A 16,618-nucleotide genomic window follows, 5' to 3' on the forward strand; every position below is an offset into this window, starting at 1 on the left:
ACAACCCGTTTTCCTGCAACCACAGCGGGTTGCACCGCTCTGGCATCCTGGTGGTCCGCAGGCCGGCACCACTGTGGAGGGCGAGCGATTTGAGCGGACTGGAGACAGCGGCCTTCGTGCTCGGCACGGCGGTCGCCAAGACCGCCTGCGGCCTCTGGCTCGGCGACCACAAGCTGGCAAACGAGATCGGCAACAGCTTCATCGACCACGCCGTCGCCCGGGTGACCGGTCTCCGGCAGCAGCGTCAGGTGGAACGGATCTGGTCGCACATCGCCGATCTGGTCGCCGACCGGGTCGAGCCGCTTGTCGAGACCGAGTACCGGACGCTGCCCGAACACGAGCGGATCGCCGCGATCGACGCCGTTCGGGACACCTTCGCGGCGGCGGCCCTCACCGAGCGGGACCTGTTCCGGCTGGACCTGGACGCCAACTACCTGAACCGGCACCTGCGCTCCGGCGACCCCGGCCGGGTCGAACGGGCCGGCCTGTCGGCGGACGCCACCGCGCTCTACGACCGCCTGCTGCAGGAATGCTGCCTGTACGCCATCGAGCTGGTGCACGGGCTGCCGGCCGCGACTGCGGCCGGCTTCGAGGAGCTACTGCGCCGGGAGCGGCAGATCCTCGACACGTTGGCGGAGTTGCTGACGAAGCTGGCGAGTCAACCCGGTGTCGCCGAGTTCGAGGGCGCCTACCGGCAGGCGGTCCGCAACCGGCTCGACCGGGTCGAGTTCTTCGGGGCGTCGCTGACCGGGCCCAGCCGGCACTACCCGCTCTCGGTGGCGTACCTCAGCCTGACCGTCTCCGGCGACTTCCCCCGCCCGCCGGCCGACCCGATGCTGGAGTCGATCGGCCGTCTCATCGACACCATGCGGGACCGCCCTCGCTCCGAGGGTGTCGGCACCACCCGCGTGGAGGAGGTGTTGGCCTCGTCCCGTCGCGTCTTCGTGCGCGGGCAGGCCGGTATCGGCAAGACCACGCTGTTGCAGTGGATCGCGGTACGCAGCGCCGACAACTCGTTCGGCGATAGGGTGTCCGACTGGAACAACACCGTCCCGTTCTTCATCCCGCTGCGCCGCTACGCGCAGACCGACCTGCCGGCGCCCGAGCAGTTCCTCGGTGAGGTGGGCAAGAACATCGCCGACGGTATGCAGTCCTGGTGGGTGCAGCGGCTGCTGACCGACGGCCGGGCGATCGTCCTGGTCGACGGCGTCGACGAGCTGCCCGAGTCGCGCCGCGATGAGGTACGCCGCTGGCTGCACCACCTGATCGCGGACTTTCCCAAGGCTCGTTACGTGGTCACCACCAGACCGGCTGCCACCCCCGCCGACTGGCTCGGCGCCGACGACTTCACCGTCGCCGAACTGGAGCCGATGACCCCGGCCGACGTGTCGGTCTTCGTGCACCGCTGGCACGAGGCGATGCGCGACCAGTGCGGCGACTCCGACGAACGCGACCAACTCACCGGGTACGAGAACCAACTGCTGGACTCGATTGCCACCCAGCGGCACCTTCGCCGGCTCGCCGGCTATCCGCTGCTCTGCGCTCTGTTGTGCGCGCTGCACCGGGACCGGCACGGCGCACTGCCCGCCAACCGGATGGAGCTGTACCGGATCGCGCTGGAGATGCTGCTGGACCGCCGGGACCGGGGCCGCAAGCTGCCGACGACCCCGGAGCTGGACCTGGACCTGCCGCAGAAGACGCTGCTGCTGCGCGACATCGCGTACTGGCTGGTGCGCAACGGCTGGACCTCGGTCTCCGTCGACCGGGCGCAGCGGCGGGTGGCCGGCAAGCTGCGCGGCATGGCCGTAAAGGCGCCCGCCCCGGCGGTCTTCCGGTTGCTGCTGGAGCGCAGTGGTCTGCTGCGGGAGCCGGTCGAGGGGCAGATCGACTTCGTGCACCGGTCGTTCCAGGAGTACCTGGCCGCCGCCGAGGCCGCCGCCGCTCCCGGCGAGGCCGACACCGCCGGTGCCGACGACATCGGCGCGCTGGCCCGGTTCGCGCACAACGACGACTGGAGCGAGGTGGTGGTGCTGGCCGCCGGCCACGCCACCACGCCACACCGGGTGGAACTGCTCACCGCCGTCCTGGACCGGATCGACACCGAGTCGGGCCAGGTCGCCGACACCCTGCGGCTTGTGGCGCTGGCCTGCCTCGACACCTCGCCGGAGCTGCCACCCGAGTTGCGGACGCGGATCGAGCGGGAGGCCGCCCGGGTCATCCCACCCGCCAACATGGCAACCGCCCGCGCGATCGCGAAGTCAGAGTTCGCCGTCGACCTGCTGGTCCGCTCCCGGCCGACCGGCGCCGCCGAGGTAGCAGCGACCATCCGGGCCGCCGCCGAGATCGGCGACCCCGCCGCCCTCCCCCTGCTGGCCCGGTTCGGCACCGACCGACGCAAGTCCATCGTCCGCGAACTACTCCGCGCCTGGCCAAGCTTCGACCCCGAGGAGTACGCCCGCACGGTCCTACCGTCGTACCCGCTGGTCCCCAATACGTGGTTTCGGGTCGAGGACGCTCGCCTCGCGCCCGGCCTCCGGCATCTGACCGCTCTCCGTGATCTCGATTTCCTGCCGACCGGCACGGCGATCACCGATCTGGGGTTCGTCGCGGACCTTCCGGGACTCACCGGGCTGTACACGCACTGCGTCACCGACCTGGGGCCGGTGGCCAGCACAAGCCTCGAAGCTCTCTTCATCCGGGAGGCGCCGCCGGAGGCGCCACCGTTGTCGGTCGCGCCGCTGACGAACCTGGGGAGTCTCCGACATCTCGACATCCACTATCCGGTGACCGACCTCCACACCTTGCCCGCCCTGACCTCCCTGGCATTGGCAGGGTTGGGGACGGCCGCGCGCCTTGATGAGCTACGCCATCTCGGCGGACTCGAATGGGTCCATCTCGTCGGCTTGCCAGACCTGCTCGACCTGCGTCCACTCGACTGGCTCGACGCGCCCGAACATCTCATCCTGATCGGTTGCCCAGCCCTCGCCGACCTGGAAGGGCTCGCAGGGTGGGCGGACTCGCTCCGGCACCTAACTTTCAGCGACTGCGGAGCACTGGACCTGTCCGCTCTTGCCCCGCTGCGCGGGCTTATGGAACTCCACCTCCTCGGCGACGCGGACCTCGACCTGGCGCGACTTCCGGAGCTGCCCTCGTTGTCATCGCTGACTCTTTCGCACCACAGTCCCGACCTCTCCCGCCTCCACCGGCTATCAGCCCTCGTAAGGTTGGACCTGTTCGATGCCCGAAGCGTGGATTTGACCCCTCTTGTCGGCCGCGAGCTGAGCGTCTGCCTCTCTCCCGACTCTTCCGACGCTGCCGTGGTGGGCGCCGAGCCGTTCGCCCAGGCGGGCGGCATCCTGCGGCGGAGGTAACACCGCTCGGTTTAGCGGCAGTTTCACCGGAAGGTAGTCGTCGCCAACCAGGTCCAGGTAGGTAACGGCGGCCCAGAAAGCTTGGCAGGCCGGTGCCCGGCAGACCGGGCAGAGGCCGTCGACGGCCGGCCAGTGGTCGGCCGTGATCCGGCGGGCCGACAGCCGCAGCCGGTTCCGGATCTGCGCAGCCGACAGCCCCGCCTTCACGGCATCGCCGCCCGGGAATCACGTTCGGTGGCCATCGCTCGTACGGTCTCCACGAACTCGCGTGCCCTTTCCAGATATGCGCAACCATTGCATTTGCAGTGCAGGCACACCGGCCGCCACGGCACGTTCTGGTGCCGGTCGATTTCGCCCAGGGCCACGTCGAACAGCACCGATACATCAGGATCGTCGTCGGGTCGAGTCAGCTCAGACTGTGCAGCCGGAGATGCAATCATTGCGCTCCCATCCGTTGCCGGCCGGGCCAGGACTGCGCGGGCACGCGCGGCAGCCCTGACCCGGGGATCGGGCGCGGGACCAGGGGTTGTGATGGCGCGCAATACGGGGGAGATACGCGACCCCCTGGCCCCGCGCCCAGCCAGCATCACGCCGCGAACAACCGGAAATCAACGTCTCCGACAGAGATTTCCACTCCCCTATTGACGTTGTCTCCCCCATCCGATACCTCTGTCTCGTTCAAGCCACTCCCCCCACCCAACCGAGATGGGAGCACCATGGCCGACAATGGATCTTCCGTACCCCGCAGGCAGCTCGGCAGAATGCTGAGGAAATCTCGCGAGGAGGCGGGCATCGCACTGGAGGCGGCCGCCGAGGATCTTGAATGGAGCCGGGCGAAAATGTACCGGCTGGAAGGCGGCGCGGTCGCCACCCGCACCCACGACGTCGCCCTTATGTGCCAGCTCTACGGCACCACCGACGAACTGACCAAGGCGATGGTCGGCCTGGCCCGGGAGAGCAAGTCCAAGGGCTGGTGGCACGCCTACGGCGACGTGCTGCCCGACTGGTTCAGCCTCTACGTCGGCATGGAGGACGCCGCGACCCGCATCCGCGAGTACGAGCCGGCCCTGGTCCCCGGCCTGCTACAGACCCCCGCCTACGCCACCGCCGTGCTGAGCAGCCGCCCCGGCGCCACCGCCGAGCAGGTCCAGCAGGCGGTGAACCTGCGGATCGAGCGCCAGAAGATCCTGGCCCGGCGCCGCCCGCTCCCACCGGTGCTGGAGCTGATCCTGGACGAGGCGGTGCTACGCCGCCGAGCCGACATGATGCCCGAACAACTGGCCCACCTACTGACCTGCGCAGCCCTGCCCCGGGTCAGCCTGCGCGTGCTGCCGCTCGCCACCGGCCCGCATCACGCCTGCCTGGCCGGTGCCTTCTCGATCCTGGAGTTCGCCGCCCAGCGCGGCAACATCCCCGAGCCGACCACCATCTACAGCGAGAGCCTGACCGGCGCGCTCTATCTCGACAAGCCGGGCGAGGTGGCGACCTACGACGAGGCGTGGCGCAGCCTGACCGATCTTGCCCTCACTGAGGAAGAATCGGCAGCGCTGATCGACGACATCAAGGAGGGTTTCGATGCCTGACCTGACCGGCGCGAAGTGGCGCAAGAGCAGCCGCAGCGGCTCCACGGGCGGCAACTGCGTGGAGGTCGCCGACAACCTGCCCAACCTGGTAGCCGTCCGCGACAGCAAGGACCCCGCCGGCCCCACCCTCCACTTCACCCCCCACCACTGGCGCACCTTCGTCGCCCACCTCACCCCCTGAGCCACCGTGATCGCGAAGGGTCCGGGTCGCTCGCATAGCCCGAACCCTTCGCGATCACAGAACGGGTGCGTGACGGATCCTGCGCCCGGCGCCGCGGGGAGTAGACTAAGCTGTTAGCTAACCACGGAGGTGGGCGATGTCAGAGGCAGTGCACTACAACATGCACGACGCCAAGACGCACCTGTCGCGCATCATCGAACGGGTCGAACGCGGCGAGGAGATCATCATCGACCGGGCCGGCACCCCCGTGGCGAAGGTCGTTCCGCTTGTTCGCCGCGTGAACCGGACCGCCATCGGCAGCCTCGCCGGTCAGGTCGATCTGTCGGGTGATTGGGACTCACCGCAGACCAACGCCGAGATCGCCGCCGACTTCGGGATGGGCGGATGAGCCTGCTGCTGGACACCCACATCGCGCTGTGGTCCATCACCGGCGACGCCGCTCTCGACGACGAGTTCCTCGACCGACTACGCCACGACCCCGACATCTTCCTGTCCCCGGTCAGCCTGTGGGAGATCACGATCAAACAGGCCGCCGGAAAGCTCGCCGGCCCGACCGACCTCGCCCAACGGGTCCGCGACATGGGGTTCCGCGAACTGCCGGTGACCTACGCCCATGCAATCGCCGCCGGGCGGCTCCCACCGCACCACCGTGACCCGTTCGATCGCATGCTGGTGGCGCAGGCGGCCGTCGAGGGCCTGACCCTTGTCTCCCGCGACGAGTCGATTGCGCAGTACGACGTGGATCTACTGAAGGCGTAACGGCAGCATCCACGACCCCAGATCTTGTCCGTCGTTGAGACGTTCCGTTGTCGCTGGGGCGCAATGCCAGGAAGTTAAGGGTGTGTCACGTGCCTGAATAAGACGAAGCTCCTGTAGAACGTGGATCGACCAAGATCTAAATTCATACAGGAGCTTCGTTGTCCGGGGATTCTTCCATGGATGCGTTGCCGCGGCTTGGTGCGGGCGCCGCGTGGCAACACATCGGGCTGGGCGTGCTGTCACAGTCGGTGCCGCGAGAGCTCATCGATGAGGCGGTAGCGGCGACCGGAGTCACTCAGCGGCGGGTACGTCTGCTGCCGGCTCGGGTGGTGGTGTTGTTTGTGTTGGCGATGTGCCTGTTCAGTACGGACGGCTACCGGCAGGTGTGGCGGTTGCTGGTTTCGGGCTGGCCCGCGTTGGCCAGGATCACCCCTACCACCTCGGCGTTTTCTCAGGCCCGTCAGCGGTTGGGGGAGGCGCCTCTGAGATATCTGTTCGAGCGGGTGGCCGGGGCGCGGGGCGAGCCGGGCATGCCCGGCGTGTTCGTGGCCGGACGGCGGGTCGTGGCCTGGGACGGCACCAAGCTGCAGACGGCCGACAGTCCCGCCAATGAGGCCGCTTTTGGTCGTGATGCGGGTGGCGGTGGCAACACGGCGGGCTACCCACGGCTGTGGCTGTTGACGTTGATCGAGTGTGGCACGCATGCGGTCATCGGTGCGTCGTTCGGCCGCGAAGCGGAAATGGTCCAGGCCCGCGCCCTGCTTCCCCTGCTACGGGAAGACATGCTGCTCGTCGCTGACCGGAACTTTCACGGCTATGACCTGTGGCGGGCAGCGGAGGCCACCGGCGCAGGACTGCTCTGGCGGATGAAGTCCAACCGCCACCTGCCCGTGGTAAGGGCACTGCCAGATGGATCTTGGATATCAGTCATCAAACCCCCACCAGGGCGGCGGCGGGGCACCGAACCGGTCATCACCGTCCGGGTGATCGAGTACACCGTCACGGTCGCCACCACCAACCGACACGGCGTGACGGCATGCCGGACCGAGCGGTACCGGCTGGTCACCAACCTACTCTGCCCGCAGGACATCACCGCGGGACAGCTGATCGACTGCTACCACCAACGCTGGGAAACAGAGAACAGCTACCAGAACCTCAAGACCCACCAGCGAGGGTCGAAGGTCGTACTACGTTCCCACGATCCCACCGGTGTCCGGCAGGAGATGTGGGCTCATCTCATCGTCTACCAAGCGTTACGGGACCTGATCACCACGACCGCCGCCGAGCATCACCTCGACCCCGACCGACTACCGTTCCTGACCTGCCTACGCCTGGCACGTCGACACGTCATCAACACCGCGATCACCACCAGCCGGGACCTCACCAGCGCACTGATCACGGTCGCTGACGAACTCCTAGACGATCAGACCGGCCCACGCCGGTCACGCTCCAGCCCCCGAGCGGTCAAACGCCCTACCTCGCCCTACCGCGGCAAGAAACGAACCGAACCAGCATCAACCACAGCCACCTACACCACCAACCTCACCAAACCCGGCCCGGAAAGCACTTAACTTCCTGGCATTGCGCTGGGGCGACCATAAACCTTCACAACACCGCGAGGCGTGCCGCACACCGTGCGCCGGCTAGGACGTCGCAGATTGGCGATGCCGCTGTGGACCGACCGCTGTCAGGTCCGCTGCGGGTCGGGCCACGAACGCCGTGCCTCGGACAGCGCCTCGTCTGCGACCGGCCCGTGCTCCTGTTCCAGCAGGGCGGCGAGTTCCCCGAGGAGATCCAGCTCAAGCTGCCTTGCCACCGCTTCGGTCATGTGGAGACTCAACCTGCCGCACCTGTCACGCGTCGAGTAACCCGAGTCCGACAGACCAGGTCAGGCGAAGAGGGCGAAGTAGATGGCGATGTGGTGGCAGATGGCGGCGACCAGGGTGCAGGCGTGGAAGAACTCGTGGTGGCCGAAGACGGTGGGCCACGGGTTCGGCCGGCGCAGCGCGTAGAAGATCGCCCCGACGCTGTACGCGACCCCGCCGGCCGCCAGCAGCACCAGCGCGGTGACGCCGCCGTTGCGCAGGATGTCCGGCAGCACCGCGACCGCCACCCAGCCGAGCGCCAGGTACAGCGGCGCGGAAACCCAGCGCGGCGCGTGCGGCCAGATCACCTTGATGGTGACGCCGGCCACCGCCCCGGTCCAGACCACCGCGAGCAGCACCCCGGAGGCCGGCGGCGAGAGCAGCAGCAGGCAGAACGGCGTGTAGGTGCCGGCGATGAACACGAAGATCATCGAGTGGTCCATCCGGCGCATCAACCGGTAGCCGCGCGGCGTCCAGACCCGGCGGTGGTAGAGCGCGCTGGTGCCGAAGAGTCCGCACACGGTGAGGCTGTAGACGAGGCAGCTCACCAGCGGCTGCCAGCCGGGTCGGGTCGCGGCGAGCATGCAGAGCACGATGCCGCAGACGACCGCGACGAAGAACGCGTACGCGTGGAGCCAGCCGCGCATCCGGGGTTTCCCCAGGTCGACCGGCGTCATCCGAATCGGGGCCGAGGTGGTCACCGGATCAGGTTACGGCACCGTAGGTTACTTATAGGTAGTGGAACGCGTCACCCCCACTGAACAGCGCATAGACGCCCCGGCCACGACGCCCGCGCCACCTCCGGCACTCAGCCGACGGCCGCGCTTGAAGTGCTCCGGCAAGATAGCTGAATGCGGATCCGCCCGGTCGGCACCAACGCCCTCCTGCTCGAATTCGAACCCGGCGAACCCGTCGAACAGGTCGATGACGACCCTGCCGATCGGGAAGGCGGCCCCGCCGACCAGGTCGAGTCCTGGCGGGCCGAGTTGTGGCGCCGCCGCGAGACCGGCGACCTGACCGCCGCCGACATCGTCCCGGCCGCCCGCACGATCCTGATCGACGGCACCCCCGACCCCGAGGCGACGGCCGCCCTGATCGCCGGCTGGCCACCACCGCCGGCCGCCGGCTCCGCGACCGGCAGCCTCCTGGAGATCCCCATCGAGTACGACGGCGAGGATCTGCCCGACGTCGCGGCGCTCTGGGGCGTCGACGTCACCGAGGCGGTACGCCGGATCAGCGACACCGAACTGCGGGTCGCGTTCTGCGGCTTCTCCCCCGGCTTCGGCTACCTGACCGGCCTGCCGGCCGACTGGGCGGTGCCCCGCCTAGCCACCCCCCGACCGAAGGTGCCCGCCGGCTCGGTGGCGCTCGCCGGCCCGTACGCCGGGATCTATCCGACCGCCTCGCCGGGCGGCTGGCGGCTGATCGGCCGCACCGACGTGCCCCTCTTCGACGTGCACCGGGACCCGCCCGCACTGCTCGTGCCCGGCACCCGCGTCCGGCTGGTGCCGGCATGACCGGGCCGGTCGAAGGTCGGGTGATCCAGGTGGTGCGGGCCGGGCCGCTCACCACCGTCCAGGATCTCGGCCGCCCCGGCTGGGCACACCTCGGCGTACCCCGGTCCGGGGCGCTGGACGGTCCCGCCCTGCGGCTGGCGAATCGGCTGGTCGGCAACCCGGCCACCGCCGCCGCCCTGGAGATCACCCTGACCGGCTGCACGCTCCGGCTGCCCGACGGCGGCACGATCGCGGTCACCGGGGCACGGTCCCGACTACGCGTGGACGGCCAGCCCGCCGACCTGGACACGCCGGTCGCGGTGCCGCCCGGCGCCCTCATCGAGATCGGACCAGCCAAGACCGGCGTACGCGGCTATCTGGCCGTGGCCGGCGGCATCGCCGTGCCCCCGGTGCTCGGCAGCCGCTCCACCGACACCCTCTCCGGCCTCGGCCCGCCCCCACTCCGCAACGACCAGATCCTCCCGCTCGGCCAACCCAACCAACCCGGCCAACCCGGCGAGCCCAACCAACCCGGCGAGCCCAACCGACCCGGCGCAGAAAACCAGCCCAGCGCGACCGACCAGCCCGGCGCAGCCAACCACGCTGGCGCGACGGGCAGGCAGGGCGCCACCGACCAGCCTGGCGTTGCGGGCCAGCGCGTCGCGGCCAGCGAGCCCTGGGTGATGGACCAGGACGGTGACGGCAGCACGGAGGGCAGTGGACCCCAGTCTGCGTCGGGGCGGGAGTTGACGTTGACCGTGCGGCTCGGGCCGCGGGACGACTGGTTCACGCCGGCCGCGATCGAGGCGCTGCTGGGCACGGCGTACACGGTCACGCCGATGAGCAACCGGGTCGGGGCGCGACTGGCCGGCGCGGCGCTGCCCCGCGCGGAGGCTGGCGAACTGCCCAGCGAGGGCGTGGTGCTCGGGGCGGTACAGGTGCCCGCCGACGGCCAACCGTTGATCTTCCTCGCCGACCACCCGACCACCGGCGGGTACCCGGTGATCGCCGTCGTCGAGGACGTCACCCCGCTCGCCCAGGCCCGGCCGGGGACTACGCTGCGGTTCCGTGGACCTCAACGCTGACCTCGGGGAGGGCTTCGGCGTCTGGCAGCTCGGCGACGACGACGCGCTGCTCGACGTGATCACCTCCGCCAACGTCGCCTGCGGCTTCCACGCCGGCGATCCGGCCACCATGCGCCGGCTCTGCTTGGCCGCCGCCCAGCGCGGGGTCGCGGTGGGCGCGCAGGTCGGCTACCGCGACCTGGCCGGCTTCGGCCGGCGCCGGATCGAGTACGACGTCGCCGAGCTGCGCGACGACGTGACCTATCAGATCGGCGCGCTGGCCGGGTTCTGCCGGGTGGCCGGCACCACCCTGCGTTACGTCAAGCCGCACGGCGCCCTCTACAACACGGCCGCCGTGGACGAGACGCAGGCGGCGGCGGTGGTGGCCGCCCTGCTCGACTTCGACCGGACGCTGCCGTTGCTCTGCCTGCCCGGCTCGGTGCTGGCCGAGCTCGCCGCCGGCGGCGGGCTGCGGGTGGTGCCCGAGGGCTTCGCCGACCGGGGCTACCAGCCGACCGGGAACCTGGTGCCGCGCTCGGCGCCGGACGCGCTTGTCACCGCGGCGGACGAGGTGGCCCGGCGGGCGGTCCGGATGGCCACCGAGCAGACCGTGCTGGCGGTGGACGGCAGCGTGGTGCCGGTGCCGGTGGAGTCGATCTGCCTGCACGGCGACACCCCGGGCGCGGTCGCCCTCGCCGCGCAGGTACGCGCCGCACTCACCTCGACCGGGGTGCCGCTCGCGCCGTTCGCCTGACGGCCCCGCCGGGGCGAGGTGCGGATACAGCCGGCGCAGATCCCGGCCGGCGCGGGTCAGGTGTCCAGGCCGCGCAGGATCAGTGGTAGGCGGTCGGCGCCGACGCCGCTGATCCGGACCGGCACCCCCCAGTCCTGCCGGGTCAGGTGGCAGGCGGCGTGCTCGGCGTCCGCGTCGCAGGTGGCCGCCTGGGCGACGACCTGCAACACCCCGGCCGGCACCTCCGGGTTGACCACGAGCCGGCGGCTCAACTCCGGGCCGGTGCCGGCGCCCTCCAGCAGCAGCTCCGGCGGAGACGCCGAGACCGTCACCCGGGTCGGCGGCCCGAACGAGTCGTCCAGCTTCTGCCCGGGTGCCGGAGTGAAGATCACCTCCAGGGTGACCGGCCCGGCGGCCAGGTCGGTCGGCGGGCGCTCGGCCCGCCGCCGCTGACCGTCCACGGTGCTGGCGCCGGCCGCCGAGAGCGCACCCGGCGCCAACCGGGTCAGCCGGTGCGCCGCCGACTCCACCACCACGACCCCGCCGTCGGTGGTCAGCACCAGGTCGCTCGGCTCGGCCAGGTCGGTGGCGACGGTGGTGACCTGGTCGGTTTCCGGGTCGAGGCGGCGGACCGCGCCGTTGTAGGTGTCGGCGACCAGCACCGAGCCGTCCGGCAACGCGCAGACCCCGAGCGGGTGCTGCAGCAGCGCCCGGTCGGCCGGACCGTCGACGTGCCCGAAGTCGAAGAGTCCCTGCCCGACCGCGGTGTGCAGCTCGCCGTCCTCGACGTACCGCAGGGCGCTGGTTTCGCTGTCGGCGAGCCAGAGCCGGCGGCCGTCGACCGAGGTGGCCAGCCCGGACGGCTGGGCCAGCCAGACATCCGGCAGCGGGCCGTCGCGCAGCGCCTCCACGGTGGTGCCGGCGTACGTGCCGGCCGTCCGCTTCACCGGGTCGAACCACCAGAGCTGGTGGATGCCGGCCATCGCCACGATCAGCCGGTCGTCGTACCAGGCCAGGTCCCAGGGGGAGGAGAGGTCGACCGAGCGGGCGTCGTGGGCGTGGTCGTCCACGGTGGACCGCCACTGCCGGCCGGTGCCGGCGACCGTGGTCACCTCGCCGGTCGCCAACCGTACGCCGCGCAGCAGGTGGTTGACCGTGTCGGCGACCACCAGGTCGTAGCCGGCGACCTCGGCCGCGTGCGGCGGCAGCAGGCAGAGCCCCTGCGGCTCGGAGAACCGGGCGTCGGCCGGCCCGCCGTCGGCCCGGCCCCGGCTGCCGGAGCCGATCCGGCGCAGCACCGTCTCCCCGTCGGGGGCCAGTTCGACGAGCGAGTGCCGGGCCGAGTCGGAGACCAGCAGCTTCCCGTCCGGCAGGGCCAGCGCCTTGCCCGGGAAGCGCAGCGTGGTGGCCGGTTCGGCGGGCGGGACGTACGGTCCGTCGCCGCGGTGCAGGGTGCCCTTCGCCTCGTGGGCGGCGATCAGCTCGTCGAGCAGCCGGGTCAGGCCCTCGGCGTGGCCCTCACCGGCCATCGTGGCGACCACGTACCCCTCCGGGTCGACCACGCAGAGCGTCGGCCACGCCTTGGCGGCGTACTGCTGCCACATCTCCAGCTCGGGGTCGTCGAGCACCGGGTGGGTCACGCCGTACCGCTCCACGGCGGCGGCCACGGCGGCCGGGTCCTTCTCGTGCTCGAACTTCGGCGAGTGCACCCCGATCACCACGAGGACGTCGCCGTACTTCTCCTCCAGCGGACGCAGCTCGTCGAGCACGTGCAGGCAGTTCACGCAGCAGAAGGTCCAGAAGTCGAGGATCAGGACCCGGCCGCGCAGGTCGGCCAGCGTAAGTTGCCTGTCGCCGGTGTTCAGCCAGCGTCGACCGCGCAGCTCCGGCGCCCGTACCCGTGCATCCATCACCCCATCGTGCCGGACCGGGTGCCGGGTCCGAGCACGGACCCGGCACGCCCGGTCAGCCGGGAGTCGCCCGGTTCAGGCAGAGCACCTGGCGCGGGTTGCCGCCGGAGGCCTGCACGTCGATGCGCGGCTGGGTCTGGTCGGCGCAGTGGGCCGGGTCCTCCACCTTGGAGATCACCGTGTAGGCGTCGGGGTCGCTGCAGTCCACCTCGACCGGCCGGTCGCCCTCGTTTTTGACGCACTCGCCGACCGCCGGGCTGAAGACGGGATCGTCGCCACCGGTCTTGCCGAGCAGCCAGAGGCTGCCCAGCGGGATGCCGAGGATCAGCACCGCCGCGGTCAGTACCGCGAGCAGCACCCGACCGTTGCGAACCTGCGGGGTCGGCGGGTCGGCCTTCGGCTGCTCGGCCGCGTCGGCCTCGGGCTTGAAGGCGTCGAACCGGCCCTGCTCCGGCTCAGCCGGCGCCCATCCGCCGCCACCGACCGAGGTCTCGGGACCGGCGGGTGGCGCGGCCGCGCCGAACTGCTGACCGGGACCGTACGGCGAGCGCTGGGCGGGTGGGCCGCCGGCGAAGCCGCCGGGCGGACCGTCCATGATCCCGGTACGGTCGAGGCCGGCCTGTCCAGGCGCGACGGACCCGCCGAAGGCGCCGGTCTGACCCTGGTCGCCTGCCACCTGGCCACCGCCCGGATAGCGATCCGGCGGCGGCCCGAACGGCTGCGGCGCCGGCCCGCCGGGTGGGCGTCCCCCCGGCGCGTCGACCAGATCACCGAACGGCGGCGGCCCGTCGTGGAACGACCGCCCCCGGTCGGGCGGGGCATTCCGCCCCTGGTCCGGCGGGGCGTTCCAGCCCGGCTCAGGCGGCGGCGCACCCCGACCCGGCTCAGGCGACGCGTTCCAGCCCTGGTCGGGCGGGGCAGTCCGGCCCTGGTCGGGCGGGGCAGTCCGGCCCTGGTCGGGCGGGGCGCTGGACGGTCCCGGCGGCGCCATCCGGGGCAGCTCCGGATGGTCCTCCGGGGCCTGCTGCGCCGGGGCCGCTCCGTAGATGCCCGGCACCCGGCGGGGCACCTCGCTCCTGGCCGGCTGGCGCTGGTCCAGTTCGGCCTGCCGCTCCGCCGCTTCCCAGCGCACCGGGTCGACCTGCTCGACCGGCTGCTCCGGCTCGGCCTCCGGGCTCGCCGGCCGGCCGTAGACGCGCGGCTGTGGCGTGGACGCCGGCATCGGCCGCATGGCGTGGTCGCTCGGTGGCATCACCCGGCTGGCCATGGGCACCGAGGCGCTCGCCGTCACCGGCTTCGCCACCCCGGCCGGCCGGTCGGCGTCGGCGGGCTGGTCCGCCCCGGACTCCGACGAAGGGACGCCCGGATCGGCGGCCATCGACTCGGCGGAGCGGGGCATCACGACCCGTCCGGCCATGGCGGGATCACTCCCCGACCGCTGCCGGGGCACGAACGGAACGGCCGGCGAACCGGTCGCCGCCGGGGCGGCCGGCGAACCGGGGGCGGCCATCGCGGGCGGACCGGCCGGCGAGCCCGGCGGCGTCATCGCCGACGCGTCGGCGGACTCTTCGTCGGAGTCGGGGCCGGCTGGTACCGCAGCCCGGGCGGCCGGTGCCGGATGGGCCGCCGCAGCGCCCCAGGCGGGCGGCTGGGCCGCACCGCGCCGGTGGCTGTCCTGCTCCCCCCGGTCGTCCTGGTCCCGATACGAGTTCTGGTCGTGATGATCGTCCTGATCCCCGTGGGCGTCCTGGGCCGAATAACCGCCCTGACCCTGATAACCGCCCTGACCCTGGTAACCGCCCTGGCCCTGGTAGTCGCCCCCGGCGGGATAACCGCCCTGGTCCGGGTGGTCATCCTGGCCCTGGTAGCCGCCCTGGCCCTCCTGGCCACCCTCGCCCTGGTAGCCGCCCTGCGCCGGGTATCCCTCCCGGCCCTGGAAACCACCCTGGCCTGGGTAACCGCCCTGGGCCGGGTAACCATCCTGGGATGGGTGACCATCCTGGCCCTGGGGACCACTCTGCGACGAATAGCCGCCCTGACCCTGGTAACCATCCGGGGCCGGGTAACCACCCCGGCTCCGGTGGTCGTCGTCGTCCGGGCCGGAGTCGTTCGACGCTGGCGCGCCGTACGGCGGCGGCGCACCGAACGCGCCGCCCGGGTAGTCGGCCGGCGGCGAGGCGGCCAGACTCGCGCCCGGGATCCGCCGGGCCTCCTGGGGCGGCAGCGGTACGGCACCCTCGGGGGAGATCCCCGGCGCCGGGCCGGGCTGGTAGAACGGCGTCGCGCGGGGCGACTCGGCCGGCCCTGCCGAGCCACGATCGGCGAACGATGAGCCGTCGGCGGCGCGGAAGGCGCCATGCAGGTTGGAGCGGGTGCGGTCGGGCGTACCCGGGTCGGCGTCCCCCCGGTGACCGGCGTCGCCCTGGTTCAGCTCGGCCGCTGGCGGCTGCCGGTTCGGCGACCAGGCCGGCGGTGCCGCTGGCGGCGGCTCGGCGGCCGCCTCCGGCTGGGCCTGCTGCAGCCGGGACTGGGCGGGACGCCACGCCTCCTCGGGTGACCAGGGCTCAGGTGCCACGGCCGCGACCCGGGCCGAGATGTCCGCCGGGTTGGTGGCGCCACGGAAGGGCAGCGGGGCATCGGACTGCTGGAACGAGATGTTCGCTCCGGCGCCCGGCGGCCCCTGCGGCACGTCCCAGCGCGGCGGGGACGGAACCGGCGGGTGACCGAACACGTTCCGGTCCGGCGGGTACTGCGGAGCGTTACCCGACAGCGGCACCTCGGGCCGGGCCGGCGCGGGGCCGGGTACGACCTGGGCCGATCCGGAAACCACCTGGGCGGAGCCGGCAGCCGGCCCCCAGGCTGCGGCGGACTCGGACCGCGCCGGCGGTGGCTGGTCCTGGTCGGCCCAGCTCGGCGGGCGCTGTGACCAGTCCGCCCGCCCGGGGTGCGCGCCACCACCGGAGGTGGGGCTCGGCGGGTTGTTGTTCGGGCCGGGTCCGTTCGAGCCGGACCAGGCGGGCGGCGAGATCTGCCCGGCGGCGGGCGGCGGGGGTGGCGCCCAGCCGGTGCCGGCCGAGCCCGGGGCGTTGCCGTGGGGCGGGTACCGGTCGGCACCCCGGCTTTCATGACTGCCGTACGGCGCAGGTGCAGCCGCGTCCGGCGCAGCCTCTTCCGGCGCCTCGCCGGGCTGCTGCGGATCCTCGGACGTCATGCGCGCGCCTCCTCCATCACATGTCGGCCGTGCCGATGCCGCGCGGGTGTCCCGCACCCGGCCGCCGCGACAGGGCGGAACCGGGCGGTGCAGGTCACCCACACGGTGACCGAGCCCCACCGTACCGGGCGCCGGCGGGAAGGGGGAATCCTGGTGTCAACCGGTCAGAAACGCCGATGACCCGCCCGGGAGGCCCGGGCGGGTCATCGATCTGGGGGAGGGTTGGAGTGCTTGTCGGCGGCGTTCGTCAGCCGTAGAAGCGCTGGGCGGCCGCGAGGATCTCGTCCCGGACCGCTGGCGAGTTGGCGGAGCGCAGCGCGCGCTCGATGGCGCGGGTCCGGCGGGCGGCGTCCCGGCGGGTGCGGAATCGGTTGATCATGGTCATGGCCTTCGCCCCTCTGGCTCTTCGGTCTCTCGGCGCGTCTTCGGATGTCTCAATTGAAGC

Annotated in this window: 15 protein-coding genes; 9 read left to right on the forward strand and 6 right to left on the reverse strand. The window is 71.8% G+C overall.

Going from position 1 to position 16,618, the window contains the following annotated elements; translation table 11 throughout:
* Positions 1–89 precede the first annotated feature (89 nt).
* Positions 90–3,371, forward strand: coding sequence for an NACHT domain-containing protein (locus O7627_RS35560; RefSeq protein ID WP_278097820.1), 3,282 nt, complete (start codon positions 90–92; stop codon positions 3,369–3,371).
* Between the two features lie 203 nt (positions 3,372–3,574).
* Here the strand turns inward: O7627_RS35560 and O7627_RS35565 are convergent, their stop codons facing one another.
* Positions 3,575–3,748, reverse strand: coding sequence for a hypothetical protein (locus O7627_RS35565; RefSeq protein ID WP_278097821.1), 174 nt, complete (start codon positions 3,746–3,748; stop codon positions 3,575–3,577).
* 339 nt (positions 3,749–4,087) lie between these two features.
* On the opposite strand from O7627_RS35565, the gene O7627_RS35570 reads away from it, so the two are divergent.
* The 5 genes from O7627_RS35570 to O7627_RS35590 all read left to right on the forward strand — a co-directional run bounded on the left by O7627_RS35570 (position 4,088) and on the right by O7627_RS35590 (position 7,465).
* Positions 4,088–4,954, forward strand: a complete 867-nt coding sequence (locus O7627_RS35570; protein WP_278097822.1) for a helix-turn-helix transcriptional regulator — start codon at positions 4,088–4,090, stop codon at positions 4,952–4,954.
* On the forward strand, positions 4,947–5,135 hold the full coding sequence (locus tag O7627_RS35575; protein ID WP_278097823.1) for a DUF397 domain-containing protein: 189 nt from the start codon (positions 4,947–4,949) through the stop codon (positions 5,133–5,135). The genes O7627_RS35570 and O7627_RS35575 overlap by 8 nt, the downstream gene beginning before the upstream one ends.
* 160 nt (positions 5,136–5,295) lie before the next feature.
* Complete coding sequence (locus O7627_RS35580) at positions 5,296–5,523, forward strand: type II toxin-antitoxin system prevent-host-death family antitoxin (protein ID WP_278097824.1); 228 nt, start codon at positions 5,296–5,298, stop codon at positions 5,521–5,523.
* On the forward strand, positions 5,520–5,894 hold the full coding sequence (locus O7627_RS35585; protein ID WP_278097825.1) for a type II toxin-antitoxin system VapC family toxin: 375 nt from the start codon (positions 5,520–5,522) through the stop codon (positions 5,892–5,894). The genes O7627_RS35580 and O7627_RS35585 overlap by 4 nt, the downstream gene beginning before the upstream one ends.
* Before the next feature lie 176 nt (positions 5,895–6,070).
* Positions 6,071–7,465, forward strand: a complete 1,395-nt coding sequence (locus tag O7627_RS35590; protein WP_278091547.1) for an IS4 family transposase — start codon at positions 6,071–6,073, stop codon at positions 7,463–7,465.
* Between the two features lie 116 nt (positions 7,466–7,581).
* On the opposite strand, the gene O7627_RS35595 is transcribed toward O7627_RS35590, so the two are convergent.
* Both O7627_RS35595 and O7627_RS35600 read right to left on the reverse strand, forming a co-directional pair.
* Positions 7,582–7,710 carry a hypothetical protein gene (locus tag O7627_RS35595; protein ID WP_278097826.1) on the reverse strand — a complete coding sequence of 43 codons (129 nt, stop codon included), beginning with the start codon at positions 7,708–7,710 and terminating at the stop codon, positions 7,582–7,584.
* Positions 7,711–7,782: 72 nt separating this feature from the next.
* The gene (locus tag O7627_RS35600) at positions 7,783–8,460 is read right to left on the reverse strand and encodes a hemolysin III family protein (protein WP_278097827.1); all 678 of its coding nucleotides are present in this window, start codon (positions 8,458–8,460) and stop codon (positions 7,783–7,785) included.
* 150 nt (positions 8,461–8,610) lie between these two features.
* Between O7627_RS35600 and O7627_RS35605 the strand changes: the two genes are divergently transcribed.
* The 3 genes from O7627_RS35605 to O7627_RS35615 are packed head-to-tail and all read left to right on the forward strand — an operon-like array spanning position 8,611 to position 11,073.
* Positions 8,611–9,276, forward strand: coding sequence for an allophanate hydrolase subunit 1 (locus O7627_RS35605; protein WP_278097828.1), 666 nt, complete (start codon positions 8,611–8,613; stop codon positions 9,274–9,276).
* Positions 9,273–10,340, forward strand: a complete 1,068-nt coding sequence (locus O7627_RS35610) for a biotin-dependent carboxyltransferase family protein (RefSeq protein WP_278097829.1) — start codon at positions 9,273–9,275, stop codon at positions 10,338–10,340. Before O7627_RS35605 ends, O7627_RS35610 begins: the two co-directional genes overlap by 4 nt.
* Positions 10,324–11,073 carry a 5-oxoprolinase subunit PxpA gene (locus O7627_RS35615; RefSeq protein WP_278097830.1) on the forward strand — a complete coding sequence of 250 codons (750 nt, stop codon included), beginning with the start codon at positions 10,324–10,326 and terminating at the stop codon, positions 11,071–11,073. The genes O7627_RS35610 and O7627_RS35615 overlap by 17 nt, the downstream gene beginning before the upstream one ends.
* Before the next feature lie 56 nt (positions 11,074–11,129).
* Here the strand turns inward: O7627_RS35615 and O7627_RS35620 are convergent, their stop codons facing one another.
* The 3 genes from O7627_RS35620 to O7627_RS35630 form a co-directional block, all read right to left on the reverse strand.
* A complete protein-coding gene (locus O7627_RS35620) occupies positions 11,130–12,962 on the reverse strand; it encodes an NHL domain-containing thioredoxin family protein (protein WP_278097831.1) in 1,833 nt (610 codons plus the stop codon).
* A 55-nt stretch (positions 12,963–13,017) separates the two neighbouring features.
* Positions 13,018–16,173 carry a hypothetical protein gene (locus O7627_RS35625; protein ID WP_278097832.1) on the reverse strand — a complete coding sequence of 1,052 codons (3,156 nt, stop codon included), beginning with the start codon at positions 16,171–16,173 and terminating at the stop codon, positions 13,018–13,020.
* A 247-nt stretch (positions 16,174–16,420) separates the two neighbouring features.
* Entirely contained in the window at positions 16,421–16,558 is a 138-nt protein-coding gene (locus O7627_RS35630; protein ID WP_278097833.1) for a hypothetical protein, read from the reverse strand.
* Positions 16,559–16,618 lie beyond the last annotated feature (60 nt).

The sequence above is a fragment of the Solwaraspora sp. WMMD1047 genome (assembly GCF_029626155.1).
GTDB lineage: Bacteria > Actinomycetota > Actinomycetes > Mycobacteriales > Micromonosporaceae > WMMD1047.

Excerpts from the sequence above, each read along its gene's own strand:
- O7627_RS35570 (WP_278097822.1), top strand. The coding sequence starts at position 4,088 with ATGGCCGACAATGGATCTTCCGTACCCCGCAGGCAGCTCGGCAGAATG.
- O7627_RS35575 (WP_278097823.1), top strand. The coding sequence starts at position 4,947 with ATGCCTGACCTGACCGGCGCGAAGTGGCGCAAGAGCAGCCGCAGCGGC.
- O7627_RS35580 (WP_278097824.1), top strand. The coding sequence starts at position 5,296 with ATGCACGACGCCAAGACGCACCTGTCGCGCATCATCGAACGGGTCGAA.
- O7627_RS35585 (WP_278097825.1), top strand. The coding sequence starts at position 5,520 with ATGAGCCTGCTGCTGGACACCCACATCGCGCTGTGGTCCATCACCGGC.
- O7627_RS35590 (WP_278091547.1), top strand. The coding sequence starts at position 6,071 with ATGGATGCGTTGCCGCGGCTTGGTGCGGGCGCCGCGTGGCAACACATC.
- O7627_RS35605 (WP_278097828.1), top strand. The coding sequence starts at position 8,611 with ATGCGGATCCGCCCGGTCGGCACCAACGCCCTCCTGCTCGAATTCGAA.
- O7627_RS35610 (WP_278097829.1), top strand. The coding sequence starts at position 9,273 with ATGACCGGGCCGGTCGAAGGTCGGGTGATCCAGGTGGTGCGGGCCGGG.
- O7627_RS35620 (WP_278097831.1), bottom strand. The coding sequence starts at position 12,962 with ATGGATGCACGGGTACGGGCGCCGGAGCTGCGCGGTCGACGCTGGCTG.
- O7627_RS35625 (WP_278097832.1), bottom strand. The coding sequence starts at position 16,173 with ATGACGTCCGAGGATCCGCAGCAGCCCGGCGAGGCGCCGGAAGAGGCT.
- O7627_RS35630 (WP_278097833.1), bottom strand. The coding sequence starts at position 16,558 with ATGACCATGATCAACCGATTCCGCACCCGCCGGGACGCCGCCCGCCGG.